Source organism: Lentzea roselyniae (assembly GCF_039537795.1).
In the GTDB taxonomy this organism is placed as follows: Bacteria; Actinomycetota; Actinomycetes; order Mycobacteriales; family Pseudonocardiaceae; genus Lentzea; species Lentzea atacamensis.
In genome coordinates, this window is record NZ_BAABBE010000004.1 from 373347 (window position 1) to 399992 (window position 26646).

General features: G+C 69.1%; 33 protein-coding genes and 1 tRNA gene. 8 read left to right on the top strand and 26 right to left on the bottom strand.

The genetic code is table 11. The annotated features are described in order from the left end of the window. Positions 1 to 57 precede the first annotated feature (57 nt). Together ABFX45_RS09415 and ABFX45_RS09420 are read left to right on the top strand one after the other, a co-directional pair. Complete coding sequence (locus ABFX45_RS09415) at positions 58 to 990, top strand: ATP-binding cassette domain-containing protein (protein WP_346129035.1); 933 nt, start codon at positions 58 to 60, stop codon at positions 988 to 990. Then, the gene (locus tag ABFX45_RS09420; protein ID WP_346129037.1) at positions 980 to 1708 is read left to right on the top strand and encodes an ABC transporter permease; all 729 of its coding nucleotides are present in this window, start codon (positions 980 to 982) and stop codon (positions 1706 to 1708) included. Before ABFX45_RS09415 ends, ABFX45_RS09420 begins: the two co-directional genes overlap by 11 nt. Here the strand turns inward: ABFX45_RS09420 and rsmI are convergent. Then, positions 1700 to 2545: a 16S rRNA (cytidine(1402)-2'-O)-methyltransferase gene (rsmI, locus tag ABFX45_RS09425; protein ID WP_346129040.1), complete on the bottom strand. Its 846-nt coding sequence runs from the start codon at positions 2543 to 2545 to the stop codon at positions 1700 to 1702. The genes ABFX45_RS09420 and rsmI overlap by 9 nt on opposite strands. Positions 2546 to 2569: 24 nt before the next feature. Between rsmI and ABFX45_RS09430 the strand changes: the two genes are divergently transcribed. Next, entirely contained in the window at positions 2570 to 4108 is a 1539-nt protein-coding gene (locus ABFX45_RS09430) for a dolichyl-phosphate-mannose--protein mannosyltransferase (RefSeq protein WP_233439190.1), read from the top strand. Here ABFX45_RS09430 and ABFX45_RS09435 read toward each other — a convergent pair. Beyond that, positions 4095 to 4754 (bottom strand): hypothetical protein, encoded by a 660-nt coding sequence (locus ABFX45_RS09435; protein WP_109632038.1) that lies wholly within the window; start codon positions 4752 to 4754, stop codon positions 4095 to 4097. The genes ABFX45_RS09430 and ABFX45_RS09435 overlap by 14 nt on opposite strands. Then, positions 4744 to 5265: an RNA polymerase sigma factor gene (locus ABFX45_RS09440; protein WP_211337145.1), complete on the bottom strand. Its 522-nt coding sequence runs from the start codon at positions 5263 to 5265 to the stop codon at positions 4744 to 4746. Before ABFX45_RS09440 ends, ABFX45_RS09435 begins: the two co-directional genes overlap by 11 nt. A gap of 64 nt (positions 5266 to 5329) precedes the next feature. Here ABFX45_RS09440 and ABFX45_RS09445 point away from each other — a divergent pair, with 64 nt between their 5' ends. Next, the gene (locus ABFX45_RS09445) at positions 5330 to 5944 is read left to right on the top strand and encodes a hypothetical protein (RefSeq protein WP_146231407.1); all 615 of its coding nucleotides are present in this window, start codon (positions 5330 to 5332) and stop codon (positions 5942 to 5944) included. Between the two features lie 143 nt (positions 5945 to 6087). Here the strand turns inward: ABFX45_RS09445 and ABFX45_RS09450 are convergent, their stop codons facing one another. The 14 genes from ABFX45_RS09450 to ABFX45_RS09515 form a co-directional block, all read right to left on the bottom strand. Beyond that, the gene (locus tag ABFX45_RS09450; protein ID WP_109632032.1) at positions 6088 to 8028 is read right to left on the bottom strand and encodes a serine/threonine-protein kinase; all 1941 of its coding nucleotides are present in this window, start codon (positions 8026 to 8028) and stop codon (positions 6088 to 6090) included. Positions 8029 to 8235: 207 nt separating this feature from the next. After that, positions 8236 to 8796, bottom strand: a complete 561-nt coding sequence (locus ABFX45_RS09455; protein WP_109632030.1) for a hypothetical protein — start codon at positions 8794 to 8796, stop codon at positions 8236 to 8238. Further along, positions 8793 to 9056 (bottom strand): hypothetical protein, encoded by a 264-nt coding sequence (locus ABFX45_RS09460; RefSeq protein WP_109632028.1) that lies wholly within the window; start codon positions 9054 to 9056, stop codon positions 8793 to 8795. The genes ABFX45_RS09455 and ABFX45_RS09460 overlap by 4 nt, the downstream gene beginning before the upstream one ends. A gap of 45 nt (positions 9057 to 9101) precedes the next feature. After that, positions 9102 to 9938, bottom strand: a complete 837-nt coding sequence (locus tag ABFX45_RS09465) for an SEFIR domain-containing protein (RefSeq protein ID WP_170154742.1) — start codon at positions 9936 to 9938, stop codon at positions 9102 to 9104. Positions 9939 to 9963: 25 nt separating this feature from the next. Further along, positions 9964 to 10392 carry a hypothetical protein gene (locus tag ABFX45_RS09470; protein ID WP_346129045.1) on the bottom strand — a complete coding sequence of 143 codons (429 nt, stop codon included), beginning with the start codon at positions 10390 to 10392 and terminating at the stop codon, positions 9964 to 9966. Positions 10393 to 10613: 221 nt separating this feature from the next. Next, positions 10614 to 10991: a cupin domain-containing protein gene (locus tag ABFX45_RS09475; RefSeq protein ID WP_109632022.1), complete on the bottom strand. Its 378-nt coding sequence runs from the start codon at positions 10989 to 10991 to the stop codon at positions 10614 to 10616. A gap of 82 nt (positions 10992 to 11073) precedes the next feature. After that, complete coding sequence (locus ABFX45_RS09480; protein WP_346129048.1) at positions 11074 to 11403, bottom strand: hypothetical protein; 330 nt, start codon at positions 11401 to 11403, stop codon at positions 11074 to 11076. Positions 11404 to 11426: 23 nt separating this feature from the next. After that, complete coding sequence (locus tag ABFX45_RS09485) at positions 11427 to 11744, bottom strand: hypothetical protein (protein WP_346129050.1); 318 nt, start codon at positions 11742 to 11744, stop codon at positions 11427 to 11429. 52 nt (positions 11745 to 11796) lie between these two features. Beyond that, positions 11797 to 12132 carry a hypothetical protein gene (locus ABFX45_RS09490; protein ID WP_346129052.1) on the bottom strand — a complete coding sequence of 112 codons (336 nt, stop codon included), beginning with the start codon at positions 12130 to 12132 and terminating at the stop codon, positions 11797 to 11799. 277 nt (positions 12133 to 12409) lie between these two features. Continuing rightward, positions 12410 to 12482, bottom strand: a tRNA-Ala gene (locus ABFX45_RS09495). A gap of 58 nt (positions 12483 to 12540) precedes the next feature. Then, positions 12541 to 13257 (bottom strand): gephyrin-like molybdotransferase receptor GlpR, encoded by a 717-nt coding sequence (locus ABFX45_RS09500; protein ID WP_109632015.1) that lies wholly within the window; start codon positions 13255 to 13257, stop codon positions 12541 to 12543. A gap of 155 nt (positions 13258 to 13412) precedes the next feature. Beyond that, positions 13413 to 14066 (bottom strand): GNAT family N-acetyltransferase, encoded by a 654-nt coding sequence (locus ABFX45_RS09505; RefSeq protein WP_109632013.1) that lies wholly within the window; start codon positions 14064 to 14066, stop codon positions 13413 to 13415. Continuing rightward, a complete protein-coding gene (glp, locus tag ABFX45_RS09510; protein ID WP_109632010.1) occupies positions 14066 to 15289 on the bottom strand; it encodes a molybdotransferase-like divisome protein Glp in 1224 nt (407 codons plus the stop codon). The genes ABFX45_RS09505 and glp overlap by 1 nt, the downstream gene beginning before the upstream one ends. Positions 15290 to 15305: 16 nt before the next feature. Next, positions 15306 to 16190 (bottom strand): UTP--glucose-1-phosphate uridylyltransferase, encoded by an 885-nt coding sequence (locus tag ABFX45_RS09515; RefSeq protein WP_346129055.1) that lies wholly within the window; start codon positions 16188 to 16190, stop codon positions 15306 to 15308. Positions 16191 to 16228: 38 nt separating this feature from the next. Between ABFX45_RS09515 and ABFX45_RS09520 the strand changes: the two genes are divergently transcribed. The 4 genes from ABFX45_RS09520 to mscL all read left to right on the top strand — a co-directional run bounded on the left by ABFX45_RS09520 (position 16229) and on the right by mscL (position 18244). Then, entirely contained in the window at positions 16229 to 16795 is a 567-nt protein-coding gene (locus ABFX45_RS09520) for a 5-formyltetrahydrofolate cyclo-ligase (protein WP_346129057.1), read from the top strand. 94 nt (positions 16796 to 16889) lie between these two features. Beyond that, positions 16890 to 17180, top strand: a complete 291-nt coding sequence (locus ABFX45_RS09525) for an FmdB family zinc ribbon protein (RefSeq protein WP_346129059.1) — start codon at positions 16890 to 16892, stop codon at positions 17178 to 17180. A 72-nt stretch (positions 17181 to 17252) separates the two neighbouring features. After that, entirely contained in the window at positions 17253 to 17807 is a 555-nt protein-coding gene (locus ABFX45_RS09530; RefSeq protein WP_346129061.1) for an SAF domain-containing protein, read from the top strand. Continuing rightward, entirely contained in the window at positions 17807 to 18244 is a 438-nt protein-coding gene (gene mscL / locus ABFX45_RS09535) for a large-conductance mechanosensitive channel protein MscL (protein WP_109631999.1), read from the top strand. Before ABFX45_RS09530 ends, mscL begins: the two co-directional genes overlap by 1 nt. A 56-nt stretch (positions 18245 to 18300) precedes the next feature. Here the strand turns inward: mscL and ABFX45_RS09540 are convergent, their stop codons facing one another. The 9 genes from ABFX45_RS09540 to ABFX45_RS09580 form a co-directional block, all read right to left on the bottom strand. Next, complete coding sequence (locus ABFX45_RS09540; protein WP_346129064.1) at positions 18301 to 18480, bottom strand: hypothetical protein; 180 nt, start codon at positions 18478 to 18480, stop codon at positions 18301 to 18303. A 145-nt stretch (positions 18481 to 18625) separates the two neighbouring features. Further along, entirely contained in the window at positions 18626 to 18808 is a 183-nt protein-coding gene (locus ABFX45_RS09545; RefSeq protein WP_109631995.1) for a hypothetical protein, read from the bottom strand. Beyond that, positions 18795 to 19295, bottom strand: a complete 501-nt coding sequence (locus tag ABFX45_RS09550; protein WP_045311897.1) for a MogA/MoaB family molybdenum cofactor biosynthesis protein — start codon at positions 19293 to 19295, stop codon at positions 18795 to 18797. The genes ABFX45_RS09545 and ABFX45_RS09550 overlap by 14 nt, the downstream gene beginning before the upstream one ends. A 5-nt stretch (positions 19296 to 19300) precedes the next feature. Further along, positions 19301 to 20200 carry a sensor histidine kinase gene (locus ABFX45_RS09555; RefSeq protein WP_109631993.1) on the bottom strand — a complete coding sequence of 300 codons (900 nt, stop codon included), beginning with the start codon at positions 20198 to 20200 and terminating at the stop codon, positions 19301 to 19303. Continuing rightward, entirely contained in the window at positions 20185 to 20871 is a 687-nt protein-coding gene (locus ABFX45_RS09560) for a response regulator transcription factor (protein ID WP_109631990.1), read from the bottom strand. Before ABFX45_RS09560 ends, ABFX45_RS09555 begins: the two co-directional genes overlap by 16 nt. Positions 20872 to 21038: 167 nt before the next feature. Continuing rightward, complete coding sequence (locus ABFX45_RS09565) at positions 21039 to 22541, bottom strand: S1C family serine protease (RefSeq protein WP_346129067.1); 1503 nt, start codon at positions 22539 to 22541, stop codon at positions 21039 to 21041. 66 nt (positions 22542 to 22607) lie between these two features. Continuing rightward, complete coding sequence (gene galT, locus ABFX45_RS09570) at positions 22608 to 23690, bottom strand: galactose-1-phosphate uridylyltransferase (RefSeq protein ID WP_346129069.1); 1083 nt, start codon at positions 23688 to 23690, stop codon at positions 22608 to 22610. Then, a complete protein-coding gene (locus tag ABFX45_RS09575) occupies positions 23687 to 24484 on the bottom strand; it encodes a DeoR/GlpR family DNA-binding transcription regulator (RefSeq protein ID WP_112228912.1) in 798 nt (265 codons plus the stop codon). The genes galT and ABFX45_RS09575 overlap by 4 nt, the downstream gene beginning before the upstream one ends. Before the next feature lies 1 nt (position 24485). Next, positions 24486 to 26468 carry a beta-galactosidase gene (locus ABFX45_RS09580; protein ID WP_346129071.1) on the bottom strand — a complete coding sequence of 661 codons (1983 nt, stop codon included), beginning with the start codon at positions 26466 to 26468 and terminating at the stop codon, positions 24486 to 24488. Positions 26469 to 26646: the final 178 nt, after the last annotated feature.

The window sequence follows — 26646 nt, forward strand, 5'->3', positions numbered from 1 at the left end:
CAAACTTGATTAGCTCCGGCTAGCCTCTAGTCAAAGTTGACTAGAGGGGATTCAGTCATGATCAAGGCACGCGGCCTCGCGCGCCGGTTCACGACGAAGCTCGGCCCCGTGGACGCGGTCCGCGGAGTCGACATCGACGTTGCCGAAGGGGAGCTCGTCGGGTTTCTCGGCCCGAACGGCGCGGGCAAGTCCACGACGTTGCGCATGCTCACGACACTGCTGCAGCCCACCGCGGGCGAGGCGATCATCGCCGGGCACGACCTGCTGACCGACCCCGCGGGCGTGCGCCGCAACATCGGGTACGTCGGGCAGAAGAACGGTGCCGGCGCCGACCAGCGGGTCGGCGACGAGCTCGAGTTCCAGGCCCGCTACTACGGCATGTCCAAGCACGAGGCCCGCAGGAAGGTCGCGGACCTGCTCGAACGGTTCGAGCTGCTGGGCACGGAGAAGCGCGGGGTGATCACGCTGTCCGGCGGCCAGCAGCGGCGGCTCGACATCGCCATGGGAATGCTGCACGCCCCGCGGCTGCTGTTCCTGGACGAGCCGTCGACCGCGCTCGACCCGCAGAGCCGGCGCAACCTGTGGGACCACATCAAGCAGCTCAAGGCCGACGGCACCACGGTCTTCCTGACCACGCACTACCTCGACGAGGCGGACTTCCTCAGCGACCGGCTGCTGGTGATCGACCACGGTTCGATCGTGGGTGAGGGCTCGCCGGACGAGCTGAAGAACAGCGTCTCCGGCGACCTGGTCGTGCTCGGCACACCGCAGGCCTCGATCGCCGCCACGAAGTTCGAGAACGCGGTCGTGGACGGTGAGAAGGTCAGCTTCCGCGTTCCGAACGGCGACCGCGCGCTGCCAGGCCTGCTCCGCGACCTCGACCACCTCGGCGTCGAGCTGCACTCGGTGCAGGTCCACCGGCCGACGCTGGACGACGTCTTCCTGACCATGACCGGCCGTTCCCTGAGGGAGGAAGCAGATGCTGCGTAGGACTTTCTTGGGTGACACCTGGCTCGTCTTCGTGCGCGTGATGCTCCCGGTGCTGCGCAACCCGGTGGCGGTCGTGTTCGGGCTCGCCCAGCCGTTGCTCTACCTCGGCCTGTTCGGACCGCTGCTCGGCGACACCGGCTGGCAGTGGTTCGTGCCCGGCCTGCTGGTGCAGATGGCGTTGTTCGGCACGGCCTACGCGGGTTTCTCGCTGCTGCCCGAGGTGCGGACGGGCGTGATGGAACGGCTGCGGGTCACCCCGGTCAGCCGGGTCGCGCTGCTCGTCGGCCGGGTCGGCAAGGACGTGGTGCTGCTCGTCGTGCAGAGCCTGCTGATCGTGCTGGCCGCGATGCTGTTCGGGTTCCGGGCCACTCCCGGCGAGATCGTGCTCGGGCTCGGCCTGGTGGCGCTGCTGGGCGTCGCGATCGGGTCGCTGTCGTACGCGATCGCGTTGAAGGTGAAGCTCGAGTACGTCTTCGCGTCCGTGCTGTCGTCCACGATCGTGCCGGTGATGCTGCTGTCCGGCGTGCTGCTGCCGATGTCGAACGGCCCGCAGTGGCTCTACTGGCTGTCACGGGTGAACCCGTTGGCGCACGTCGTCGACGCCGAGCGGTCGATCTTCAGCACCGGTTCCGTCCTGCTCGGCCTGATCTCGGCGTCGGCGCTGGTGCTGGTCGGCGTCCTCTACGGGGTACGCACGTTCCACCGCGAGTCAGCTTGATCTGATCGCGGCGTCGTAGAGGGCCTTCTTGCTGATCCCGGCCGCGTCCGCGACCTCGGCGGCGGCCGACTTCATCCGTTCCCCGTCGGCGACTCGCTGCTTCACCTCGGCGACGAGCGTGTCGAGGTCCGGCTTCTCCTCGGCGGGAGCCGGACCGAGCACGACGGTGATCTCGCCGCGTGCGCCCTCCACGGCCCACTCGGCGAGTTCCGCCAACGACCCGCGCACGACCTCTTCGTACTTCTTGGTCAGCTCGCGGCACACGGCGGCGCTGCGGTCCGGCCCGAGCACCTCGACGGCGTCCGCGAGCGTGTCCGCGAGCCGGTGAGGTGCCTCGAAGAAGACGACGGTGCGTTGTTCCGTGGCCAGAGGTGCGAACCAACGCTTGCGCTCACCGGACTTGCGCGGCGGGAAGCCGTCGAACGCGAACCTGTCGCTCGGCAGGCCCGACACCGCGAGCGCGGTCGTCACGGCGGACGGACCCGGCAGGCAGGTGACCTTCAGGTCCTGCTCGACACACGCGGCGACGAGCCGGTATCCCGGATCGGACACGGACGGCATCCCGGCATCCGTCACGAGCAGCACTGTCTCGCCGTTGTGCAGCGACTCGAGCAGCCCCGGCAGGCGCGCGGTCTCGACCTGGTCGTAGAAGCTCACGACCCGGCCGGACGGCTTGACCTGCAACGCGGCCGCGAGACTGTGCAGCCGCCGGGTGTCCTCCGCGGCGATCACGTTGGCTGTCTCCAGTGCCTCGATCAGGCGGGGAGACGCGTCGCGGATGTCCCCGAGAGGGGTGGCTGCCAGGACAAGACGGCCTGAACCGGATACAGGACTCACACCGTTCACCCTACGATCGGCGACGTGACAGTCCTCGTGCAGCCAGGAGAGGCGCCCGTCGTAGTCGAGGAGCCGCGCACGGATCGTGCAGCCGCGCTCGACCCGCCGCCGTCCGGAGACCGCATGCGCGGCTGGCTCGTCACGATCGTCGTGACGCTGATCGGCGCCGTCGTCCGGTTCTGGAACCTCGGGTATCCGACCGACAAGGGCACACCGATCTTCGACGAGAAGCACTACGTGCCGCAGTCGGCACAGGTGCTGCGCAACGGCGGCTACGAGGACAACCCCGGCTACGAGCTGATCGTCCACCCGCCGCTCGCGAAGCAGCTGATGGCGATCGGCCAGGACCTCTTCGGCTACGACGGCATCGGCTGGCGGTTCGCCTCCGCGCTCGCGGGTGCGATCACGATCCTGCTGATCGTGCGGATCGCCCGCCGCCTGACCCGCTCGGACATGCTGGGCGCGCTGGCCGGCGTGCTGCTCATCGCGGACGGCGTCTCGCACGTCCAGTCGCGCATGGGCATGCTCGACATCTTCATGGCGCTGTTCGTCGTCGGCGCGTTCGGCTGTCTGGTCGTCGACCGCGAACAGGTTCGTGAACGACTCGCTGTCGCCGTGCGCGAGGGATTCGTCAACAACTCGGCGTTCGGGCCGTGGCTCGGCTTCCGCTGGTGGCGCTTCGGTGCGGGCGTGTGCCTCGGTATGGCGTGCGGCGTCAAGTGGTCGGGCATCTGGTACATCGCCGCGTTCGGGCTGCTGACGGTCATCTGGAGCGCGTTGGCGCGCCGGGCGGCCGGTGTCGAGGAGCCGTGGCTCGGCGCGATCGCGAAGGACGTGCTGCCCTCGCTCGGCGGCCTGGTCGCGATCCCCGTGCTGGTGTACATCGCGACGTGGTTCCCGTGGATGGCCAGCGAGACCGGCATCGACCGGCACGTGGTCGGCGGCAAGGTCAAGGACATCTGGTACATCCCCGACGTCCTGCAGGCGCTCTGGTACAACGCCAAGAACGTCTACAAGTTCCACGTCGAGCTGGTCACCTCGGCGACCAACCGGCACCCGTGGGAGTCGAAGCCGTGGACGTGGCCGATGGGCCTGCGTCCGATGCTCTACTACTACGAGAACTCCGTGACGGGCTGCGGTGCGGCGTCGTGCCTCGGCGCGATCATGCTGATCGGCACGCCCGCGATGTGGTGGCTCGCGTTCCCGGTGATCGGCTGGGCGGTCTGGCGCTCGATCGGCCGGATGGACTGGCGCTACGCCGGCGTCCTGGTCGGCTACCTGGCGGGCCTGCTGCCGTGGTTCCTCAACCTCGACCGGCAGATGTACTTCTTCTACGTCACGCCGATGGCGCCGTTCCTGGTGCTGCTGATCGTGCTGGCGCTGGGCGAGATCCTCGGCCGCCGCTCCGCCGGTTCCGAACGCCGCGGCACGGGTCTGCTGGTCGTGTCGCTGTACGTGGGCATCGTGGTGGCGAACTTCGTGTGGCTGTGGCCGATCCTCAACGGCAACCCGATCACACCGGAGATGTGGCAGCAGCAGTTGTGGCTGCCTAGCTGGCGCTGATCTCGAGGGCTCTTTCCTTGGTCAGGTCACCCTCCAGCCTCATGGTGACCTGACCTCGTTGCCAGATGAGGGTCTGCCCGGCGCCGTGGGGTTCCTCGTTGCGCCACTCGCCCTTGCGGTCGATGTAGAAGATGCGGTGCGGGTACGGGACCCACACCTTGTCGTCGATCTGCTCGACGCCCTCGCCGTGGATCAGCTTGCCGATCGCCGGCTGGACGGTGCCGTCGAACTGGTCGAGCCGCAGGTTCCCGTAGTGCAGGGTGACGAACCGTCCTTCGTGGACGGTGAGCTTGTCCGGCGTGCCCAGCAGCGCCGGCAGGTGGATCTCGAACGGCATCTGCTTCCTCGCCTCGTCCAGCGAGACTTCCTGGCTGGGCAACGGAGGCGCGATGCTCTTCGGCGCCTCGGTGTGGAACTCGACGCCCGCGAACTCCAGCAGGTCCTGGACGGCCGCGCGCACGGCCGGTGACACGGCGAAGGCGATCGCGAAGGCCGTGACAGCCGCGACGAGTGCGGTGAGCCATCGGTTTCGCCTCCGCGGAGCGTTGATGCGGGTGAGGACGCTCGCGGTGAGGTCCGGTGGTTCCGGCACCTGGATCTGCCGGCCGAGGTCGCGGAGGGCGGCCTCGACGTCGTCACCGGTCATGGGCCACCTCCTCCATCATCGGGCGCAGCTTGGCGAGCGCGCGGGACAGCCGTGACTTCACGGTTCCCTTGGCGATGTTCAGGGTCTGCGCGGTCTCGGCCTCGCTCAGGTCCAGCAGGTACCGGCAGGTGACGACCTGGCGGTCGTGCTCCGGCAGGCTCCCGACGGCTTCCAGCAGCTTCGTGCGGGAGTCGTCCACGAGCGTGCCGGGATCGTCGTGGTCGACGGTCTCGGTCATCGCTCCGATCTTGAGTTCCATCAGGTTGCGGCGCCGTCTGCCGCGGTGCAGGTTCTTGGTCTCGTTGGCGACGATCTTCAGCAGCCACGGCTTGAAGTCGGCGTCCTCACGGAAGGTGCCGAGCTTGCGATACGCCTTCACGAACGCCTCCTGCACCACGTCACCGGCGTCCGCACCTGCCCCGAGCAGGTAGGCGGTCCGGTGCGCGAGCGCGGTGTACCGGGCGACCAGCTCGCCGTAGGCCGCCTGGTCACCTGCGATCGCCCGTGCCACCGCTTCGTCCGTGATGCCCTTCCTACACCGGGAACCGCGCGTTGGTTCCCGGTGTATTCGCGTCATGAGGATTCTCGCCTTGGTTTGCGCTTTCCTGCTGATCAGCACACCTTCAGCGCATGCGGGCGGATGGGCGGTCACGTACCTGGACCCGGTGCCGTCGATCCAGCCCTCCGTGGCCCACACCGTCGGCTACTGGGTGCTGCAGCACGGCACCCACCCGTTCGTCGGAGGTGATCTCGGCAGGACCGGGCTCCGGTTCAAGTCGGGTGCGGACGAGCGCCTGTTCGTCGGCGTCCCGCTCGGCCAGCCCGCGCACTACGCCGTGACGTTCACCTTGCCCGCGGGGTCGTACGAGGTGTTCGGCACACAGGGGGTGTTCCCGGACCACCAGCTGGGGACGCTGACCGTGCCCGGCACGTTCCTGATCAAGCCACCGGACAAGGACAAGGTCGCCTTCGGTTCCGACGGGACCTGGCCGTGGGAGGAGATCGCGCCGCCGATCAAGAACCTGGTGACCGCACCGTCGTCGTTGGCGCCCGCGCCTGCTGCCGCCGTGGTGCCGGAGGAGCCTGCTTCCGAGCCCGCGCCGGTGTGGCTCGTCGGACTCGTGGTGGCGGGCGCGGCCGGGCTGTTCCTGGCGCTGCGCAAGCGGTTGCGGCCTGCTGCGCGAAGGTGAAGTGGTGAGGCGATCGGCGGAAACCGCCTCACCACCCCTCGCGGGGCATCGCCTCCGATGCCGAAGCTTTCCGGGTGATCACGGCTTAGGTCGTTGAACGGTGAATCACCGTTACGGCCGAAACGGAGGTTCACCCGGATCGCCTACATGGGCATGTGCTTGGTGGGAGGCGGAGCCGGCTTGCTGATGAACCGCGTGACCGGGCCTTCCTTGCTCATCCCCGCCTGGTCGAGGAACTGCGACAGCTGACCGCGCACCTGCGCCAGCGTCGGACGGCGGCTCGGTTCCGGGTCCATCGCCGCGAGCAGGAGCCGCGCGTGGGCGCTGTTCTGCGGGAGCTTGGTGATCGGTTCGCCCTGGGCGGCGGCCATCAGCGAGGAGATCGGGTTCTCGCGGGAGCCGCGCGGCGGGTGGCCGGTCAGCGCGTAGGAGACCGTCGCGGCCAGCTGCCAGGAGTCGGACGCCGGGGAGGCCGTCTCACCGCGCGCGGTCTCCGGGGCGAGGAAGTCCGGGGTGCCGACCATCATGCCGGTCGCCGTGAGCGTGCTGTCGCCCTTGGAGCGGGCGATGCCGAAGTCGATCAGGTGCGCGGTGCCCTGGCCGTCGACGATCACGTTGGACGGCTTCACGTCGCGGTGCAGGACACCGCGGTCGTGGGCGGCGGCCAGCGCGTCCGCCATGTTGAGCCACAGGCGGGCGGCGAGCTTGTCGTCGATCAGGCCGTTCTTCAGCACCGTCTCGGACAGCGACGCACCCTCGATGTACTCCATGACCAGCGCCAGGCCGTCCGGGTCCTGGACGATGTCGAACACCCGCACGCAGTTGGGGTGGCGGACCGCGGCCAGCGCACGGGCCTCGCGGAGCATGCGCGCCTCGGTCTCGTTGTCCGGGGCGTGCGCGAGCTTCACCGCCACGGTGCGGTCGAGCTGCTCGTCGACGGCCAGCCACACCGTGCCGAACCCGCCGGAGCCGAGCTGGCGGACGCGGCGGAACCTGCCGTTGCCGGGGTTCCAGACCTTGCCCGACTTCTGCACCGGCGCTGGCGAGTCGGCGTTCGCGGCGCCCGGCCCGAACGGCAGCGGGCCCGGCGTGTCCGCGAGCACCGCCGGTTGCGACGGCTGTGACGGCTGCGGGGGCTTGGGCTGCGGCAGCACCTCGGCGACGCGCGTCGGCGGGTACTGCTTCTGCGGCGGAGGGGGCAGCGGCTGGTTCACCGGGCGCATCGGCCGGTTCATCGGCGCCGGCTGGTACGGCGGCACCTGTGCCGGCTGGTACGGCGGCGGCTGCTGGCCGGCGGCGTTGATCGGCTTGGTCGGCGTCTTCTTCTGCGCCTGGTTCTGGGGCAGCGCGGGCTGCGGCGTACGTGCCACCGGCTGCGGTGGCGGGTTCTGCGAGTTCCGGTCGGCAGACCGGTCGCGGCCGGGGCGGTTGAGCATGGCGGTAGTCAACCCGAAAATCCGTACGACGATTGAGCCGATTACCGCAATGGGCAGAAAACCGAGGAGCACGTGGCCCACCAGCGTCACGGGCAGTGCCGACGTCGCTGCGAGCAGCACCACGAACGGCGGCCAGAACACCCGGCGCGGCCAGTTCGGGCCCAGCCGGAACGCCGAGCCGGCCTGCAGCATCACGAACAGCAGGCACAGCAGAGCCAGCACCACGGTGATGCCCGCGGCGATCAGGAACACCGGCTGGTCACCGGGCGCCCTGATCACGTCGATGATCGACGGGGTGTTGTCCACCAGGTAGTCGCCCTGCTGCAGCTGACCGAAGCAGGTGGAACCGTCGAGGGAGTCCGATCCGGGGATCGCGCGCCGGGACAGCCCCTGCACGGTCCCGCGCATGATCAGCCACGGCAGCACCAGGCAGCTGGCGACGCCGAGCACGGCGAAGATGGCACCCGTCACCGCGCCGTAGGAGTTGCCCACGATCCGGCGCACCACGATGGACAGCAGCGCCCCGATCGTGGGGAACAGGCCGAGCACCGCGCCGAGCGCCGTGGTGGTCCACACCCAGTCACCGGGGCAGACACTGATGCCCACGATGCCGTGCAGCCACGTGAGCAAGGACTCCGCGAGCCCCACGACTCACACCACCCCTTCCGCGATCACCCCCAGCCTAGGCGCCCTCTCAGCCTACGGTGCGTAATCGGTCTGCGGTTGACGCCACAGCAACCCTTTCCTTGATCAGCGCGTTGTACCTCTTACAACGTGTCCGGGCACGATCCCGTTGACCCCAGTCGCCGCGGCTGCTCCATTCGTTATCGAGTGCGGCCGTCATTCGGCCGACGGTCACCCGATCTGACGCTGCCAGCGCGTGTACCGCGCGGCGATGGCCGCCGTCGTGAGCACGAGCTCGACGTGCGGTGACGCCATGAAGTCCGCGGCGCGGGAGGGCTGGGGCGGGGGGACGGGTGGGTTGGTTCGCTGCGGACCGGGAGAAGGGGGTGGTACCGGCAGCGCTGCCTGTTCGGGCAGTTCCGACCGGACGTGCCACAACTCCTCCGCCGCTCTGTCGACGGCGGCCACCGCGACGTGTTCCTCCTCGGCCAGCTGCCGCTGGAGCCGTTCGACCTGGGCAGGGTCCCCGAACTCCACCAGGCGTGCGACCTCGGCGTGGGTGTGCAGGTACGTTTCGACGGCGTCGAACGCGGCACCGAACGAGTCGGACACGTCGAACCAGCGCATCCGGGCGCGGTGCCGGTACTCGTCGAACGCCGTGCTCGCGGCTCCCGTCCACGAGGGCGGCGTCGCCCTGGCGTAGGCGACACCGACGGAAGCGCTCTCCTCGCGCATCCGCTTCAGCCACTCCTGGACGCTCCGAAGGGAGTGGAACTCACCGGAGAGGCTCACGCCGGGAAGTCGTCCGCCTGTTCGTAGTGCCGTGCGGTGTCCGCGAGCCGGGCCGCGGTCTCGCCCACGTCCCTCATCAGCACACCGGTCGCGTGGTCAGCGGCTGCCCGGAACCGCGTGAGAGCAGCGAAGAGCGCGCCGCGGGTGGGGTCGGTGTGCCCGTCGGGATGACGTGCGAGACCGGCGACGTCCTCTGCGGCGAGCAGCAGCGGCCCGGCCAGTGCCCTCAGCTCCGCGATGTCGACTGCGAACCCGTTCACGGCACCTCCCCGGCCCGAAAGTTTGGTGAAGAACGATACACAGCGTCAGCAGGTGAGATCACGAATTTCGCTCGCCGACACGAACACCATCTCGTCGAGCGGCGCCCCCGCGTCGACCACTACCCCCACGCCGAGCGGCGCCACGAACGGCAGCAGCTCCGCGCACTCGACCTCGAGCCACCGGTCCTCCCACGGCAGGCCCTTGAGCGTGCGGTAGGCCGCCAGCCGGTCGAGGCCGGTGAAGACGAGCACCGACTGCTCGTGCCCCTCGACCGCGGTGGCCATCAGCCCCGGCCGGCCGGGATCCGGCAGGTACACGGTGGTCGTGAGCAGCTCCGCGACGATCCCGGGATCACCCGCCCGCGCCAGTTCCCGCAGCCGCGGCTCCCCCACCACGGGCTTGGGGTACATCGGCTGCCCGAGCAACTGGTGCTCGAGGTCCAGCGCGGACGCGGGCACGGCGGGATCGACGAGGAAGTGCGGCACGCAGTGCAACGACGGCGGGATGTCGCCGGTCGTGGCACCCGGCAGCACGACGACGATCACCTTGCGCTGGAACAGCTCCGGCTCGCGCATCAGCAGCCCGCGCAGGTGCTTGAGCTCGTACTCGGCACCGCGGCTCAGCGGGTTGCGGCCGCTGAAGGCGAGCTTCCAGCCGGACGACACCGCCACCACGATCCGGTCGGCGTCCTCCATGCGCTGCAAGCAGAACGTCGACCAGTCAACGGGTTCGTGCTGGTGGTAGAGGTCGATGTCGGCATCCGCGCCGATGTGGTGCAGCAACTCTGCGAACCGGTGCACCGTGGCCCGCCAGGCCTGCGTGCGCACAGCATCCCAGCCGGGACTGGTGTGCGCCCAGACCACGAAGACCTCGGGACGCATCGGCACATCATGGCAGCCGGGCATCTCAGCCGTCGTAGACCTCGTGATCCGACTGCGCCCGTGAAGCGCCCTCGCCCGCCGACCCGCTCGACGACCTCGCGGCCGGGTCCGGAGCCACCGGGAGGCTGCCGAGGCCCGCGACGTGTTCGACGATCCACAGGTGCCGCGCGGCCGGGTTCTTCTCGACGAAGGAGTCGCCGAAACCGTAGGTGGCGACGCGGGCGTCCTGCAGGCCGAACATCTCCACGGTGATCTGCGAACCGAGCAGACCCTTCTCGCCGGGTGCACAGACCAGTTCCAGCCGGACGCGGATCCACTGCGGGACGTCCGCCGGATCGGCTTCGAGCTCTGAGGAGACCGCGGTGCAGGACGAGCCGTGGGCGCGGGCCACGAAAGCCGCGCGGAAGACGACGAGCTCACCGGCCGTGCAGCCGGTGAGAACGCGCGCTTCCACAGCAGACTCCGTTGAGGCGACTACGGGGCGGGCGGCCGCGCACCTCGCGGCGGGGGCTGCGGACGAGGCCGCTGCTCCACCGGAGGTGACGGCCACGAGTAATAACGCGGCGGCCACAGATCTCATGCGAGAAAGTTATTTGCGGGCGCGGCCTTCCTCACCGAACTTCACCCCACAGATGGGTGAGGCTCCGCTCGCCGTCCGAAGTGGACCAACGCGCGTCAGTGATCGCCGTGGTCGTGGTCGTGCTCTGGCGCGCACGGCTGGTAGATGTAGAACATCGTGACCGGCTCGTCTCCGGCCACCGTCTCGTAGTCGACGCCCGGCGGCACGAACGCGTACGAGCCCGCCCCCGCCTCGATGCCACCGATGCTGACCTTGCCGTCGATGATCCACGTGTGCTGCGTCGCCGACGGGTGGTTGTGGCCGACATCGCGCGCGCCCGGAGCCATCTGGATCAGGCCCACGATGGTGTCGCCGTTGGGAGACTTCCACAGCAGCTTGTTCTGCAGCCGTTCGTCACCGTGCAACGGGAACGACTTCAACTGCTCGAGCGCTTCTGGCGGGACAACGGTGACTCTGCCCGGCGTTGCGGTCATGATGCGGCGCCTTTCGAATTGCCTGCGGGATGGCGAAAGGCTAACCATGACCTGCCCACAGCACACCCGCACACGTGGTCGCTCACTTCTCCCGCGAATGCACCTCTTCCGGTCGCCTCGCCAGGACGATCGTCACGAGCAGCCCCGTCACGGCCAGCACACCGAGCGACTGCGCGAGGCGGGTGGTGCGCCCGAGCGAACACTGGTGCAGGAAGGAGTCCCGGTACTGGCGTTCGACGTCGCTGCGGTTGTAGCCCTGCGGGTCGAAGTAGAGCGTGCTGCCGCAGTTGGTCGACTCGTGGTCGCCCGGCGCGCGAAACGAGATCGGGAACATCAGCAGCAACGCGACGACGACACACCCTGCCAGCGCGATCCGGACCGGTGTGAACCAACCTCTCAGTTTGTCCCCCACCGGTCCGATGCCAGCCACTCAGATCAGCTGCACTTGGCTTCCGCGTTGAACAACAGGAACGTCGTGAGCTTGCCGTCGGTGAAGAGGAAGCTCAGCACGACGCCCTGCTGACCGGGCACCGGCACGTCGAACGTCTTGTCGTCCTTCTGCTGGGCGTTGGGGAAGGCCGCCTTGAACTGGTCGACCGTGGCACCCTTGCCGACGTCCTTGGCCGCCGTGGCGCCGGGCGGCGGCAAGATCATCCGGATCTTGTCACCGGCGAACAGCACGCCACCGTTGGCCTCACGTGCCTCGGCCCGCTCGGCGATGCGCTGCGTGGACTTCACGGACAGCTGGACCACCGCGTTGCTCGCCTCCGCGGAGGCAGCGAGCCGTTCCGCGTGGGCGGCGTAGTCAGCGGCACCCGCGTTCGCACCCGGTGCCGGTCCGATTGCGGCCTTGGCCTCGTCGGCGGCTTTCTACGCGGCCCCGTACTTCTGCTCGATCTCGGCGTCCTCGGCGAGCTGCTTCGGGTCCCGGTGCCGGTGCGCCCTGATACCGGTAGTCCTCGCAGTCGCCGGACTTGCCCGCTCCCGTGGCGGCGAGATCGCCGGTGGCGAGCGCTTCCTGCTTGGACATTCCTGGCTTCAGCTTCCCGAAACCCTTGACGTCGAAGTACTTCTCCTGCGTGGACGACTGCGGCTGCTGGTCCCCCGACGAGCAACCGACGGCGGCAAGTGCTGCCACCACGACGAATACCGCTTTGAATCCCCAGAGTTCTTCACCGGCACAAACCATCCGGTGAGAGGCACCAGCCGAACCGAGTTTCGGAGGACGTCCACACAGGACAGCGTTGAGGAGAAGAGCTGAGGCCGCAGCATGAGAACCCTTGGGAGGGCCGCGATGCCGAAGGCGAGCCGGCCGGGGTCCGGGGCGGAGCCCCGGCTGGAGTCTGGGGGTTTGGCTCCCAGAAACACGCGGAACGCAAAATGGCGAGCGCTCTTGCGAGCACTCGCCACCTATTGCGTGGAGCTGAGGGGAATCGAACCCCTGACCTTCTCGATGCGAACGAGACGCGCTACCAACTGTGCTACAGCCCCTTGCGGTGTTACGAGAGAACTATAGCAGGGGTTGAGGGGGTGTTTTCACCACCCCCTCCTATGCCCCGACAGCACCTCGGTACCGCAGCGACTCCAGTCCCTCTAACTCGACGAACACCGGATCTTCGTCGTCGGAGTCGACCGGGATCGTGCCCGGATGCACGTAGTACTCGTAGCGCGGCAACGGTGGCAGCGCCGGCGTCTCGTCGACGACCTCGACCTGGGTGGTCTCGGCCTCCTCGGCGACCGGGGCGGCAGCGGGCACGGGAACCTCCGCGACCTGCTGAGCCTGCGGACCGGTCGCACGGCGGCGACGCACCTGCTGCAGCCTCGCGAGCCGGCGTGCGCGGATCTCCTCCTCGATCCGCACCTGCCGGCGCAGGTACGTCAGGTAGCCCACGAGCAGGAGGTCGACTCCGGCGTGGCCGTACCAGAGCGGCTGGTAGAACACTCCCGCCACGACACCGGTGACGATGGCGGCGACCAGCAGGAACGCCACGACTCTGCGGCGGAACGCGTACTTGGCCTGGGCCACCAGTGCGGCGGATTCCGGGTCGTAGCCACCACGGCCGCGCCGGAACGGGCGTTCGACGTACTCCTCTTCGTCGAAGTAGTCGTCGTCCAGGTCGTGGATGTCGTCGTACTCGGCGTCGGGCATGGCGTCGTACTCCTCCCCCACGCTGCGCGCACTCTCCTGGCGCTTGCGGGCCAACATGGGGACGAGGACGACCAGCCAGGCCACGACCAGCGCAACGATGATCAGCGAACTCGGCATTCCCCGTTCACCTCCCCCGGCCCACGCGTGGTGCTGTCACCACGCTAGTCACAACAGTCACACCAGTGTCGGAGGCTCGCCGAGCGCGGTGCGTACCAAAGTGTGGTGTATCACCCACTTTTGGGTGAAGCGATTAGGACGAACGGAAGCAACCGTCAGGGAAGACGGCCCTCTCCGCGTGCAACCAAACGGCGCACTAGGCCATCCGGTATCTCTTCGGCCGTGAGCGCGAAGCAGAGGTGGTCGCGCCACTGGCCGGCAACATCCAGATAACGCTTGAAGAGGCCTTCCTCGCGATAGCCGGACTTCTCGAGCACACGGATCGAGGCCGCGTTCTCGGGCCGGACCGTCGCTTCGAGGCGGTGCAGACCAGCCTCGCGGAAAGCGTGGTCGGTGAGCAACGCCACGGCCGCCGTTGCGACGCCTCCGCCCGCCCGATCAGCGGCTACCCAGTAGCCGATCCAGGCCGACAGCAGCGAGCCCCTGACGATGTTGCCGACGGTGATCTGACCGGCGACCTCGCCGTCCACCAAGATCATGAATGGCAGCGTGGTGCCGCGCCTGGCCATGGCGCGCAGCGATGACCACTGGGCTGGCCAGGAGAGCGTCGCGTTGCGCTCGTCCCAGCCCTCCGGCGCGGTGGGTTCCCACTGCTCCAGGTAGTCGCGGTCACGGATCCGCAGCCGCGACCACCTGCCACCGTCGAAGAGCCGCGGCCCGCGCAGGACGACCGTTCCCGCGCGCACGTCGATGGGCCCCAGCCGGACTGGCCAGCCGGGGTGTCGGCCGAGATCCGCGAATACGCTCATCAACCGCGCTGCGCGAGGAAGCTGACCAGCACCTCTTCGCCGACGGAAACCTCGGTGACGTCCTCCTCGACCATGATCAGGCAGTTGGCTTCCGCCAGTGACGCGAGCAGGTGCGCCCCTGACGTGCCGAGCGGCTGCACCAGGTACTCGCCGTTGTCCGCGTCGCGCAGCAGCTGGCCGCGCAGGAAGCCGCGGCGGCCCTTCGTCGACGACAGCGGCGACAGCAGGCGAGCCGACACCGCGCGGCGGTACGGGTTCTTCTTGCCCAGCGCGGCCCTGATCAACGGCCTGACCAGCACCTCGAACACCACGAGCGCGCTCATCGGGTTCGCGGGCAGCAGGAAGGTCGGCACCGCGTCCGGGCCGAGCCGCCCGAAGCCCTGCGCTGAGCCGGGGTGCATGGCGATGCGGGTGACGTCCATGTCGCCGAGCTCGGCCAGCGCGGCCTTGACCTCGTCGCCGATCGAGCCGCCCACGCCACCGGCGATGACGACGATCTCGGAGAGCAGCAGCCGGCCCTCGACGACCTCGCGCAGCCGGCGCGGGTCGGCGGACATGATGCCGACCCGGCTGACCTCGGCCCCCGCGTCACGCGCGGCGGCGGCCAGCGCGTACGAGTTCACGTCGTAGACCTGCCCCTGACCGGGCGTGCGATCGACGTCTACGAGCTCCTCGCCGAGCGAGATCACCGACACGCGCGGGCGCGGGTGGACGAGCACCTTGTTGCGTCCGACCGCAGCCAGCAGACCCACCTGAGCAGCACCGATGGACGAGCCACGACGCACGGCGACGTCGCCGGTCTGCACGTCCTCGCCGGTGCGGCGGACGAACCCGGCGGACGGCACGCTGCGGTTCACCGTGACCTTGGCGTGGTGTCCGTCGGTGTAGCCGAGCGGAACGACCGCGTCGGCCAGCGTGGGCAGCGGCGCACCGGTCGCGACCCGCACCGCCTGGCCGGGCTGGAGCCGGCGCGGCTGCCGGGAGCCGGCCGGGATCTCGCCCACGACCGGCAGCTGCACGGGGTTCGCGTTCGCGCCGGAAACGTCGACGCTGCGCACGGCATAGCCGTCCACCGCGGCCTGGTCGAAGCCGGGCAACGCGCGTTCCGCGACGACCTCCTCCGCGCAGAGCAGGCCCTGCGACTCCGAGATCGCCACCCGCACGGGTGCGGGCCGCACCGCGGCCGCGATCACCCGAGCGAGCTGCTCGTCCACTGACCTCATGTGTTGGTCCTCGCGCTCAGGAGTTGTCGAGGCGTTCCCGCAACCACTCACGCAGGTCGGGTCCGTACTCCGGGGTCTTGAGTGCGAAGTCAACCGCAGCGCGCAGGAATCCGGCGGGATTCCCAAGATCGTGTCGCCCACCGCGGTGGACCACGACGTGCACGGGGTGACCCTCCGCGATCAGCAGCGCGATGGCGTCGGTGAGCTGCAGTTCACCGCCGGCACCAGGCGTGATGCGCTTGAGGGCGTCGAAGATCGCGCGGTCGAGCAGGTAGCGCCCGGCGGCGGCGAACGTCGACGGCGCGTCCTCCGGCTTGGGCTTCTCCACCATGCCGACGACCTGCTTGACGTCGTCGTTCCCGGTGTCGCGGACGTCGAACACGCCGTACGCGGAGATCTGCTCACGCGGGATGTCGAACGCCAGCAGGACGCTGCCGCCCTTCTCCTCGCGAACCTTCGCCATCTTCTTGAGCGCGTCGGTCGGCAGGATGATGTCGTCCGGCAGGAGCACCGCGACGGCCTCGTCCTCACCCGTCAGGTTGCCCTCGGCGCACCCGACGGCGTGACCGAGGCCGAGCGCCTGCTCCTGGATCGCGGTCTCCGCCTTGATCAGCTGCGGGGCGCGCTGGATCTTCTCGACGAGGTCGGACTTGCCGCGGGCGGCCAGCGTCTGCTCGAGCTCGGGGTTGGCGTCGAAGTAGTTCGCGACCGACGCCTTCTCCGGCGAGGTGACGATGACCAGCTTCGACGCCCCCGCCTCGGCCGCTTCCCTGGCCACGTACTCGATGGCCGGGGTGTCGACCAGCGGCAGCAACTCCTTCGGCACGGCCTTGGTCGTGGGGAGGAAACGGGTGCCCAAGCCGGCCGCGGGCACGATAGCGGTGTGGAAGGCGCTGCTCATGGGCTGCGATGCTAACGACATACCGAGGGATACCCCGCATGACGTCCTATGTTCGTGACCGTAAGGCCACGCTCCGTTCACGGTTGCTGGCGGAAAGGCGCGCGGTTTCGCCCGATGACCGCGCCGTGGAGGCCGCGGCGCTCGCGGCCCACGTGGCCGCGCTGGACGTTCGTCCTGATCAGACGGTGTGCGCGTTCCTGCCGGTCGGATCGGAGCCCGGTGACGCGTCGTGGCTCGACGGGCTGCGGTGCCGGGTGCTGCTGCCGATCGTGACGGGCGAATCGCCGCTCGACTGGGCCGTCCACACCGGACCGGCCGGGCTCGTTCCCGCCGCGTTCCGGTTGATGGAGCCGTCCGGTCCCCGGCTGGGGCCCTCGGCGATCGCTGGAGCCTCGCTGGTGCTGGTGCCCGCGCTGGCAGTGTCGCTGGACGGGGTGCGGCTCGGGAAGGGGCAGGGCCACTACGACAGGTCGTTGCCGCTGGTCAAAGCCCCGTTGGTGGCCGTCGTGCGGGATTGCGAGGTGCTTGAGGAGGTGCCCGCGGAGCCTCACGACGTGCGGATGAACGGGGTCCTGACGCCGTCTGCGGGCCTGCGGTGGCTGTGACGTTGACCTGTGGTGTTTGCGCTCCGGGAAGGTCCTGTCGCAAAATCGTGTTGGCACTCACAACGGTCGAGTGCCAGATCTAGGAGCGAACACAGTGCCTACGTACCAGTACGCCTGCACCGCGTGTGAGCACCGGTTCGAGGCTGTGCAGTCGTTCAGCGACGCCTCCCTCACCGAGTGCCCGGAGTGCTCTGGCAAGCTGCGCAAGCTCTTCGGCGCCGTTGGTGTCGTCTTCAAGGGCAGCGGTTTCTACCGCACGGACAGCCGCTCCGGCTCGTCCAAGAGCACGTCGTCCACGACGTCCTCCACGCCCGCGGCGACCACCTCGTCGTCCTCCTCGGACTCGAAGCCCGCGAGCAGCGCTCCGGCGGCCGCGGCGAGCTGAAGATCGCGAGTTGTCCACAACTTGCGGCTGAGCCCCCTTTGACATGCCCCCGACGGCCTTACCGTCGGGGGCATGACTCTTTCCAGCACCGGTTTCGACCGGGTCCGCACACTCCTGCGCCGCCGTCCTTCTGTTGCGTGGCGCCGGTTTCTCGCCATCAGCCTGGCTCTGCTAGCCGTGTTGCTGACCTTCTGGCCAGACGTGGGTCATCCGGCCGTTGTCGCGTCACGTGACCTGCCCGCCGGGGTGTCGCTCTCGTCCGCCGACGTCCGGCTGGTGACGCTGGCCGCGCCGGTTTCCGGTTCGTTCCCCGGTGTCGACGCCGTGGTGGGCCGGACGCTGAACGGCGCGGCGCGGTCGGGCGTCCCGCTCACTGACTTCGATCTCGCCGGCGCGCCGGACGATCTGGTGTCGGTCGCCGTGCGGGTGCCTGACCAGGGGTTGGCCGGCGTGGTGCGGATGGGCGACCGGGTCGACGTGGTGTCGCCGTCGGCGGAAGTGCTCGCGGAGAACGCGTCCGTGCGAGAGACGCGGGGACAAGTCGTTGTGCTCACGTTGCCGAGGCTTAATGCAAATCGGGTGGCCGCGATGTCACTGGATCATGCGTTAGCCGTTACTCTCCGCTGATGCTGAAGGGATTCAAGGACTTCCTGATGCGCGGGAACGTCGTCGACCTGGCTGTGGCCGTGGTCATCGGCACGGCGTTCACCGCGATCGTCACCGCATTCACCACGAGCCTGATCAAGCCGCTCATCGCCTCGCTCGGAAGCACCGAGACGAAGGGCCTGGGCTTCTACCTCCGACCGGGCAAGGAGGACACGTACCTCGACTTCAGCAACGTCATCAACGCCGCGATCAACTTCGCGATCGTCGCGGCCGTTGTGTACTTCGTCCTGGTGCTGCCGATCAAGAAGATCCAGGATCGCCGCAAGAGGGGCGAGGAGGCCGGCCCGGCCGAGCCGACCGAGGTCGAGGTGCTCAAGGAGATCCGCGACCTGCTCACGGCTCAGCAGAACCACCAGACGGTGGCGCAGTCAACCGACGTACGCGGTCCGAAGGTCTGACCGGATCGCTCCGAACCCCGAGCCGACCCACCCCACCGGGACGAGGCGCGCGGCCCTCACCAGTGAGCGCCGCGCGCCTTCTCCTGGCTCGACGGGTACACCCCCGCATGCGCCGCTCGTCCCCGCGGCACCGCACGCCAGTGGGTGCTGAGCAGCTGGGGTTCTGGCACCTGCAGACGAATCTCGGGGTCCCAGAGCAGGGCGGTGTGCTCGACCTCGAGAACGGAGTCGCGCACCGGCGGCCTGCAGGTGGTCCTGGCGGGCCACCGCGCGCTGGCCGACCATCCGCACGCGCGGGTGCTCCGCGACGACGGCCACCTGCAGCGCGACCTCGTCCTCCGGCAACAACAGCACGACCATCATCAGGTCCTGCGCTTCGGCTCAACCCTCGTGGTGGGGCGGCCGGTTCTCCACGTACCAGGCATCGCGCTCCTCCGCCGGAGCCGCGCCGCGCTCGTCCGACGTCGTCTCCGGGAGCACGTCGCCGAACACCTCAGCCAGCCGGCGACGGCGCTTCAGAGCAGCGTCGTCGTCGGCCGGCTTGGGCTTGTCACTCTTCGTCAAGACCGCTCAGCTGTTCGATGACGTAGGGCACCAACGCCGACAGCGTCGCCATGCCGTCGCGGACCGCGGAGCGCGAGCCCGCGAGGTTCACGACGAGCGTGCTGCCGGAGACGCCCACGAGACCGCGCGAGATGCCCGCGTCGACCGCGCCCGCGGCGAGGCCGGAGGCGCGGAGTGCCTCGGCGATGCCGTGGATGGGACGGTCGAGCACGCCCTGCGTGGCGTCGGGGGTGACGTCGCGCGGCGACACACCGGTGCCGCCGACGGTGACCACGAGGTCGACGCCACCGATGACGGCCGTGTTGAGCGCGGCCCGGATGTCGACCACCTCACCCTCGACCGCGACGGTGCCGTCGACGATGAACCCCGCTTCTTCGAGCAGTTCGGTGACGAGAGGGCCGGAGTTGTCGTCCTGCTCGCCGTGCGCCACCCGGTCGTCCACGATCACGACCAAAGCGCGGCCAAGGCGCTGCGCGCTGCGTTCCATACCGATCACCGTAGCGGGAGTCTGACTTCGAAGCGGCAGCCAGGACCGTGGTTCTGCGCGGAGATCCGGCCCGCGTGCGCGTCGACCAGCCCGCGAGCGATCGAGAGGCCTAGTCCGGCGCCTGTCGGGTTGCGGGCGGCGCTGCCCCGGAAACCCACGTCGAACACCTGTGGCAGCACGTCATCGGGTATGCCGCCGCACGCGTCGTCCACCCGCACCACCGCCTCGCCTCCGTCCACATCGACCTGGACGGCCACGGCGCCGCCCTGCGGTGTGTGGCGAATGGCGTTGGACACAAGGTTGCGCACGACACGCATCAGTTCCGGATCCGAGCCGCGCACGATCGGCCATTCACGAGCGTCCGCACGCAGCTCGACGCCCTTGAGCTGAGCCACCGGCCGGGAAGCGGCGACCACGTCGCTGACCACGTCGGCCAGCCGCACGTCGTGCAACGTCAGCTTCAACGCCCCCGCCGTGATCCGCGACAGCTCGAACAGGTCGTCGACGAGCTTCGACAGGTGGTCGGCCTCCTGCGCGATCTGCTTCGCGTAGACGGCCACCTCACCCGGCTCGGAGACGACCCCGTCCTCCAGCGCCTCGGTCATCGCCCGAATGCCGGCCAGCGGCGTGCGCAGGTCGTGACTGATCCACGCCACCAGCTGCCGCCGCGCCGCCTCCGCCTCCCGCTCCCACATGGTGCGCCGCGCGATCGCACGGCCCAGCATGATCGAGAACGGCACGGTGACCAGGCCGACCAGTGCGCACGCCATGAGCGCGGCCCCCAGCATCGGCGTGAACATGAACCCGCTGACCACGAGCACGCCACCGATGGTCGCCACCACCGGCACGATCACCATGACGGTCATCGCGCTGGTCAGCGACACCTTGCTCAGTCGATCGAACATCTGTCGTACCTGTATCCCACGCCCCAGACAGTGCTGAGCCGCATCGGCTTGGCGGGGTCCTTCTCGATCTTCTCCCGCAACCGTCGCACGTGGACGGTCACCGTCGACTGATCCCCGAACTGCCAGCCCCACACCCGCTCCAGCAGCTCGGCCCTCCCGAAGGCGCGGCCCGCGTTCGCGATGAAGAACGCCAGCAGGTCGAACTCGCGAGTGGTCAGCTGCAGCGGCGTCCCGTCGAGCGTCGCGGTGTGCGCGGCCACGTCGAGCACCAGATCCCCGTCCCGCACCACCCGCGGCTCGTAGGCCTTGTTGGCCCGCCGCAGCACCGAGGACACCCGCAACGCCAGCTCTCGCGGGCTGAACGGCTTCGTGACGTAGTCGTCCGCGCCGATCTGAAGCCCGGCGATGCGGTCCTCCTCCTCGCCCAGCGCCGTCAGCATCACCACGGGCGTGCTGCCGCGCTCCCGGACCCGCCGGCACACCTCGAGCCCGTCGATGCCGGGCAGCATCAGGTCAAGCACGACGATGTCCGGCTCCCGCGCGGCCATCAACCGCAACGCCGTCTCCCCGTCGCCTGCGAGCTCGACCTCGTACCCGGCGTGTTCGAGGTAACGGCGCACCACGTCCCGCACCGTCGTGTCGTCGTCGACGACCAGCACTCGTTCCGCCACGTCACCAAGCTAAGCCACGAGGACGCCGGCGGCTCGCATCCGTCACCAGCACGTAAGAAGGGGCCGTACCTGTGTGCGGGGCAGGTGCCCACAGGTACGGCCCCTCCGGGGTCGTCACGCCTGGTTTCTGGCGGGCGGCGGAGGCCAGAAACCAGACGTCCCCCGACCTACTCCACCTCGACTCCGTCGAGGGTGGCTTCCACGGTCCTGTTGTCGGACAGCGTGATCGTGACCTTGTCGCCGGGAGCCTTGGACCGGACCGCTGCGACCAGCGTGTCCGACTCGTCGATGCGGCGATCCCCGAACTTGGTGATCACGTCACCGGCCTTCAGCCCGGCCTTCTCCGCCGCGCCACCCGGCGTGATCTCCGTGATCCTGGCGCCGCCCTCGGTCGACTCGACCTTCACGCCCAGCACGGTCTGCTTGGCCTTGCCGGTCTTCACGATCTCGTCGATCGTGCGGCGCGCCTGGTCCATCGGGATCGCGAAGCCGATGCCGACGGAGCCTGCCTGGCCGCTGCCCGTGTTCGGGCTGTAGATCGCGGAGTTGATGCCGACGACCTGGCCCTGCATGTTGACCAGGGGCCCGCCGGAGTTGCCGGGGTTGATCGCGGCGTCGGTCTGGATCGCGTTCAGCACCGTCGCCTGCGAGTTGCGGGCGTCGCCGCCGGCCGAGACCGGGCGGTTCAGCGAGCTGACGATGCCCGACGTGACGGTGCCGGAGAGCTCGAACGGCGAGCCGATCGCGACGACGCCCTGGCCGATCTTCATGTCGCCGGAGTTGCCCAGCTGCACGACCGGGAGGTTCGAGACGCCGTCGGCCTGGATGACGGCGATGTCGGAGCTCGGGTCGCGGCCGAGGATCTTGGCCGAGGCGGTCTTGCCGTCCTGGAAGACGACCTTGATGTTGCCGCCCGCGGCCGCGCCTTCGATGACGTGGTTGTTCGTCACGATCTGGCCGTTGCTCGAGATGATGAAGCCGGAGCCCTCGCCGGCACCGGTCCGCGTCACGACCTGGATCTGGACGACGGACGGCAACAGCTTGTTCGCCACGTCCTCGACCGAGCCGGCCGGGGCGTTGCTGGTCTGCGAGGCGGGGCGCGGTGTGTCGAGAGAGCTGACCGCGGACGAGTCGTTGGCGAACGTGTAGCCCAGGTAGCCGCCGAGGCCGCCGGAGAGTCCGCCGACCATCAGCACCAGCGCGGCCACGCCTGCGACGACCTTGCCGCGGCCCTTGGGACGCGGAGGAACGGGCGGAGGCTGGTAGCCGGGCGGCAGGTAGTACTGGCCCGTCGACGGCGGTTCCGCGCCGAACTGGGAGGTGGTGGCCCCCAGGCCGAGGGGGTGGCCTGGGGGAAGTTGGCCGGACCCGGAGGCTGGAAGCTGCTGGCCGGGTCCGGACCCGCCGAGCTGCGCCTGGCCCGCGTCAGGTGAGGGCACCTGCGGCTGGGCCGGAGTGAAGGAGGCAGGAACGCTGCCAAGACCGGCTGGTTGGCCGGTGGGGGCCTGATAGGCCCCAGCCTGGCCGGATCCCCCCTGCAAAGGATCCGGCTGGCCGGGATCCGGCAGCTGCGGGCCCTGCTCCCGCGCGCCGGAGTCGGTCTGACCGGCGGGCGGCGGCACGGAGTGGGGCTGGTCCGGCTGCTTCGCTGGCTCGTTGCTCTCGGTCATGGCCATAGTCTCGCGGCCCGTCCTGAGAGAACCCTTAGACCAGCCTGGGAGCTCCGTGAGGGTATTTCAGCGGCTTCGGAGGCGCTCCGCGATCTGCTCCGGAGTGACGTCGTTGATCCACACGGCCTCGCCGGACTCGGAGCCCGCGAGGTACTTGAGCTTGTCGGCGGTCCGCAGCACCGAGAAGACCTGGAGGTGCAGCCACAGCTCGTCCCGGCCGACGTTCACCGGTGCCTGGTGCCACGCCGCGATGTACGGCAACGGCCGGTTGTACAACGCGTCCAGCCGGTGCAGCACGTTCAGGTACAACGAAGCGAAGTCGTCACGTTCCACAGAGGACAGACCGGCGAGATCCGCGATCTGACGGCGAGGCGCCAGCACGACCTCGACGGGCCAGCGCGCCGCGGCCGGCACGAAGGCCACCCAGTGCGCGGACTCTCCCACCACGCGCGCGCCCGCGCGCAGCTCGGCCTCCAGCACGTCACCGAACAACGGCCGGCCGTGCGCCGCGTAGTACTCCAGTGCGGCCTCGAGCATCCGTTCGGTACGAGGCGTCACGAAGGGGTACGCGTAGATCTGACCGTGCGGGTGCGAGAGCGTCACGCCGATCTCTTCACCGCGGTTCTCGAACGGGAAGACCTGCTCGACACCGGGCAGCCCGGACAAGAACTCGACCCGGTCGGCCCACGCGTCGACGACAGTCCGCACGCGCGACGCCGAGAGCTCACCGAAGGACGTGTTGTGGTCGGACGTGAAGCACACGACTTCACAACGTCCACGGCCGGGCGCGCGCGCGAACAGCGGCTCGCCATCCACAGTGGACGGAACGTTGAGAACGTTCTGCGCCAGCGACGGAAACCGGTTTTCGAAGACGACGACGTCGTAGTCGGCCTCGGGAATCTCCGTGGGCCGGCCCGGCGCCGACGGGCACAGCGGGCACAGGTCCGCCGGCGGCTTGTACGTCCGGGTCTGACGATGGGCGGCGAGAGCCACCCATTCGCGGGTCAACGGGTCCAGCCGCACTTCGGACATCGGCTGCGTCACGGGCAGATCCCGTGTGTCCACCGCGGTTCTCGGTGGCGCCTCAGCGCTGTCGTCGAAGTAGATGATCTCCCGGCCGTCCGCCAGTTTGCCCGCGGTACGCCTCACGCCAACTCCTCGCCGCTTCCTGGTACGTGCGCCAACACCAACTCGCCCACCTGATCCGCGAGGATCGCGCGTGCGTCGTCCGGCAGACCCTCGTCGGTCACCAGGACGTGCGCCTCGTCGAGGTCGGCGATCGTGGAAATGCCCACGGTGCCCCACTTCGTGTGGTCCGCGACCACGACCACCCGCCCGGCGGCGTCGACGAGCGCGCGGTCCGTTTCACTCTCGTTGAGGTTCGGGGTGGTGAAGCCGGAGCGCTCGGCCATGCCGTGCACGCCCAGGAACACCACGTCCAAGTGCAGCGATCGCAACGCCTGCACGGCCACGGGGCCCACCAACGCGTCGGACGGCGTGCGTACACCACCGGTCAGCACGACCGTGCGGTCTGTGCGTCCGCTCTGCTGCAGCACGTCCGCGACGCGGATCGAGTTCGTGACGACGGTCAGGTCCGGGATGTCGTCGAGGAACCGGGCCAACGTCCACGTCGTCGTCCCGGCCGACAGCCCGATGGCCGTGCCCGGACGCACGAGTCCCGCGGCGAGCGCCGCGATCGCTTCCTTCTCGGGCAGCTGCCGGACCGACTTGGCCTCGAAACCGGGCTCGTCGGTCGAGCGCCCGACGACGGACGTCGCGCCGCCGTAAACCTTTTCCACCAGTCCGCGTGAGGCGAGCACGTCGAGGTCGCGGCGCACGGTCATGTCCGAGACCCCGAGCCGGACGACCAGGTCGCTCACGCGCACCGCGCCGGTCCGCCGGACCTCTTCCAGGATCACCGCTTGCCGTTGACGTGCCAGCACCTCACACCTCTTCCCTGAGGACCACGACGTCCCCGGCTCGCACGGTGAGGCGTCCGGAGACCTGCTCGCCGGACAACACGTCGACACCGGACGCCTCGATCTGCGCGTCGGTGTCGGTGTGGTTGACGGCGAAGAGCCACGATACGTCGCCCTTGCGCCTCACAAGCTCAACTTGCGGACGCGACACCTCAACGCCCGCACTGGAAAGCGCGTTTTCCACCGTTCGGCCGAGACCGCTCTCGTCGAGATCGCACGCGACGTACCACGCGACGCCGTTGCCAAAGGCGTTTCGCGTCACCGCGGCCACGTCAGGCAGCGGGCCGTCGGCGTAGGAGGCAACGATGTCAGCGCCCTTGACGTGCAGGTGTTCCGTCCACAGCGAGGCGGTCGACCCGTCGGTCAACGAAACCGTTTCGCCCTGCCGCAGCGGGTAGAACTCCTCCGACCACACGCCCAGGACGTCCCGGAACGCGCCGGGGTAGCCACCGAGCCGCACTCGCGTGTGCTCGTCGGCAACACCGGACAAGTACGTGACCACGACATGACCGCCGCCTGCCACGTAGTCCGCGATCACCGCGGCATGCGCGTCGGACACGGCGTAGAACGCAGGCACGACGACCATCGAGTACGCCGAGAGGTTGGTGCCCGGCGCGACGAAGTCGACCGTCACCCCGGCCTGCCACAGCGCCTTGTAGTAGCCGAGGACGTGCTTGCGGTAGTCGAAGTCCGTCGTCGGATGCGAGTCCTGCCGCAGCGCCCAGCCGGACTGCCAGTCGAACAGGATCGCCACCGATGCGTCCACAGTGGATCCGACAACATCGGACAGCTTCGCGTACTCGGACCCGACCTGGCAGACCTCGCGGTACACCTTCGTGTCGGCACCCGCGTGCGGCACCATCGCCGAGTGGTAGCGCTCGCCGCCACCGCGCGACTGCCGCCACTGGAAGAACAGGGTTCCGTCCGCGCCGCGCGCGATGTGCTGGAACGAGTTGCGCCGCATCTCGCCGGGCAGCTTGGCGATGTTGCGCGGCTGCCAGTTCACCGCCGACGTCGAGTGCTCCATCAGCAGCCACGGCTTGCCGCCGGCGAGGCCGCGGGTGAGGTCGGCGGACATCGCGAGCTCGATGTGCCGGTCCGGTGACTGGGCCTCGGTGTAGTGGTCGTTGGAGACGAAGTCGACCTCGCGCGCCCACTTCCAGTAGTCCAGCGCCTCCATCGTCCAGGTGACCATGAAGTTGGTGGTGATCGGCACGTCCGGCGTGATCATCCGGAGCACGTCGCGCTCGGCCTTGTACTGCGCCAGCAACGCGTCGTCGCAGAACCGGTCGTAGTCGAGCAGCTGACCGGGGTTCGAGTACGTCGGCGTGACGCGCGGCGGCAGGATCTGGGCGAAGTCCGTGTAGCCCTGGCTCCAGAACGCCGTGGACCACGCGTCGTTGAGCTGGTCGAGCGTGTAGCGGGCGGCGAGCCAATCGCGGAACGACGCGGCGCACGTGTCGCAGTAGCAGCGCGGCACGTGGCAGCCGTACTCGTTGCCGACGTGCCAGGCGGCCAGCGCGGGGTGGCCCTTGTAGTGCGACGCCATCTCGGCGGCTAACGCGGTCGCCCGGTCGCGGTAGATCGGCGACGACGGGCAGTAGGCCTGGCGTGAGCCGTGGGAGAGCCGCACACCGTCCGCGCGGACGGGCAGCATCTCGGGGTACTGGGCGGTGAGCCACGGCGGGGGTGACGCGGTCGCGGTCGCCAGGTCGACACGGATGCCACCGGCGTGCAGCAGGTCGAGCACCCGGTCGAGCCACTCGAACCGGTACTCACCCTTGCTGACCTCGATCTTCGCCCAGCTGAAGATCCCGACGCTGACCATGTTCACGCCGGCGCGGCGCATGAGCTCGACGTCTTCGGCCCACACGTGTTCGGGCCACTGCTCCGGGTTGTAGTCGGCACCCCAGGCGAGCCCCGGCATGCCTGTCGGCCAAGTCGTCACGGCGGCAAGAGTGGCCGACAACAACCCCCAACGTCAACACAAGCAAACACAACTTCGCGTTTGGCTCTGTTCGGCGGTTGACCGGTACAAGTACCGGGATCGTGCTAGAAACGGGCTGTGCCTGGGTTTAACAGCTGCGTAACGGGACTTGACAGGATGTGTGCCTGGGACCACATTG

Bases quoted from the DNA above. Each gene is read 5' to 3' on its own strand.
- ABFX45_RS09415 (WP_346129035.1), top strand. From the start codon at position 58: ATGATCAAGGCACGCGGCCTCGCGCGCCGGTTCACGACGAAGCTCGGC.
- ABFX45_RS09420 (WP_346129037.1), top strand. From the start codon at position 980: ATGCTGCGTAGGACTTTCTTGGGTGACACCTGGCTCGTCTTCGTGCGC.
- ABFX45_RS09435 (WP_109632038.1), bottom strand. From the start codon at position 4,754: ATGACCGGTGACGACGTCGAGGCCGCCCTCCGCGACCTCGGCCGGCAG.
- ABFX45_RS09445 (WP_146231407.1), top strand. From the start codon at position 5,330: ATGAGGATTCTCGCCTTGGTTTGCGCTTTCCTGCTGATCAGCACACCT.
- ABFX45_RS09465 (WP_170154742.1), bottom strand. From the start codon at position 9,938: ATGCGTCCCGAGGTCTTCGTGGTCTGGGCGCACACCAGTCCCGGCTGG.
- ABFX45_RS09475 (WP_109632022.1), bottom strand. From the start codon at position 10,991: ATGACCGCAACGCCGGGCAGAGTCACCGTTGTCCCGCCAGAAGCGCTC.
- ABFX45_RS09500 (WP_109632015.1), bottom strand. From the start codon at position 13,257: ATGCCGAGTTCGCTGATCATCGTTGCGCTGGTCGTGGCCTGGCTGGTC.
- ABFX45_RS09505 (WP_109632013.1), bottom strand. From the start codon at position 14,066: ATGAGCGTATTCGCGGATCTCGGCCGACACCCCGGCTGGCCAGTCCGG.
- glp (WP_109632010.1), bottom strand. From the start codon at position 15,289: ATGAGGTCAGTGGACGAGCAGCTCGCTCGGGTGATCGCGGCCGCGGTG.
- ABFX45_RS09515 (WP_346129055.1), bottom strand. From the start codon at position 16,190: ATGAGCAGCGCCTTCCACACCGCTATCGTGCCCGCGGCCGGCTTGGGC.
- ABFX45_RS09520 (WP_346129057.1), top strand. From the start codon at position 16,229: ATGACGTCCTATGTTCGTGACCGTAAGGCCACGCTCCGTTCACGGTTG.
- ABFX45_RS09530 (WP_346129061.1), top strand. From the start codon at position 17,253: ATGACTCTTTCCAGCACCGGTTTCGACCGGGTCCGCACACTCCTGCGC.
- mscL (WP_109631999.1), top strand. From the start codon at position 17,807: ATGCTGAAGGGATTCAAGGACTTCCTGATGCGCGGGAACGTCGTCGAC.
- ABFX45_RS09550 (WP_045311897.1), bottom strand. From the start codon at position 19,295: ATGGAACGCAGCGCGCAGCGCCTTGGCCGCGCTTTGGTCGTGATCGTG.
- ABFX45_RS09555 (WP_109631993.1), bottom strand. From the start codon at position 20,200: ATGTTCGATCGACTGAGCAAGGTGTCGCTGACCAGCGCGATGACCGTC.
- ABFX45_RS09565 (WP_346129067.1), bottom strand. From the start codon at position 22,541: ATGACCGAGAGCAACGAGCCAGCGAAGCAGCCGGACCAGCCCCACTCC.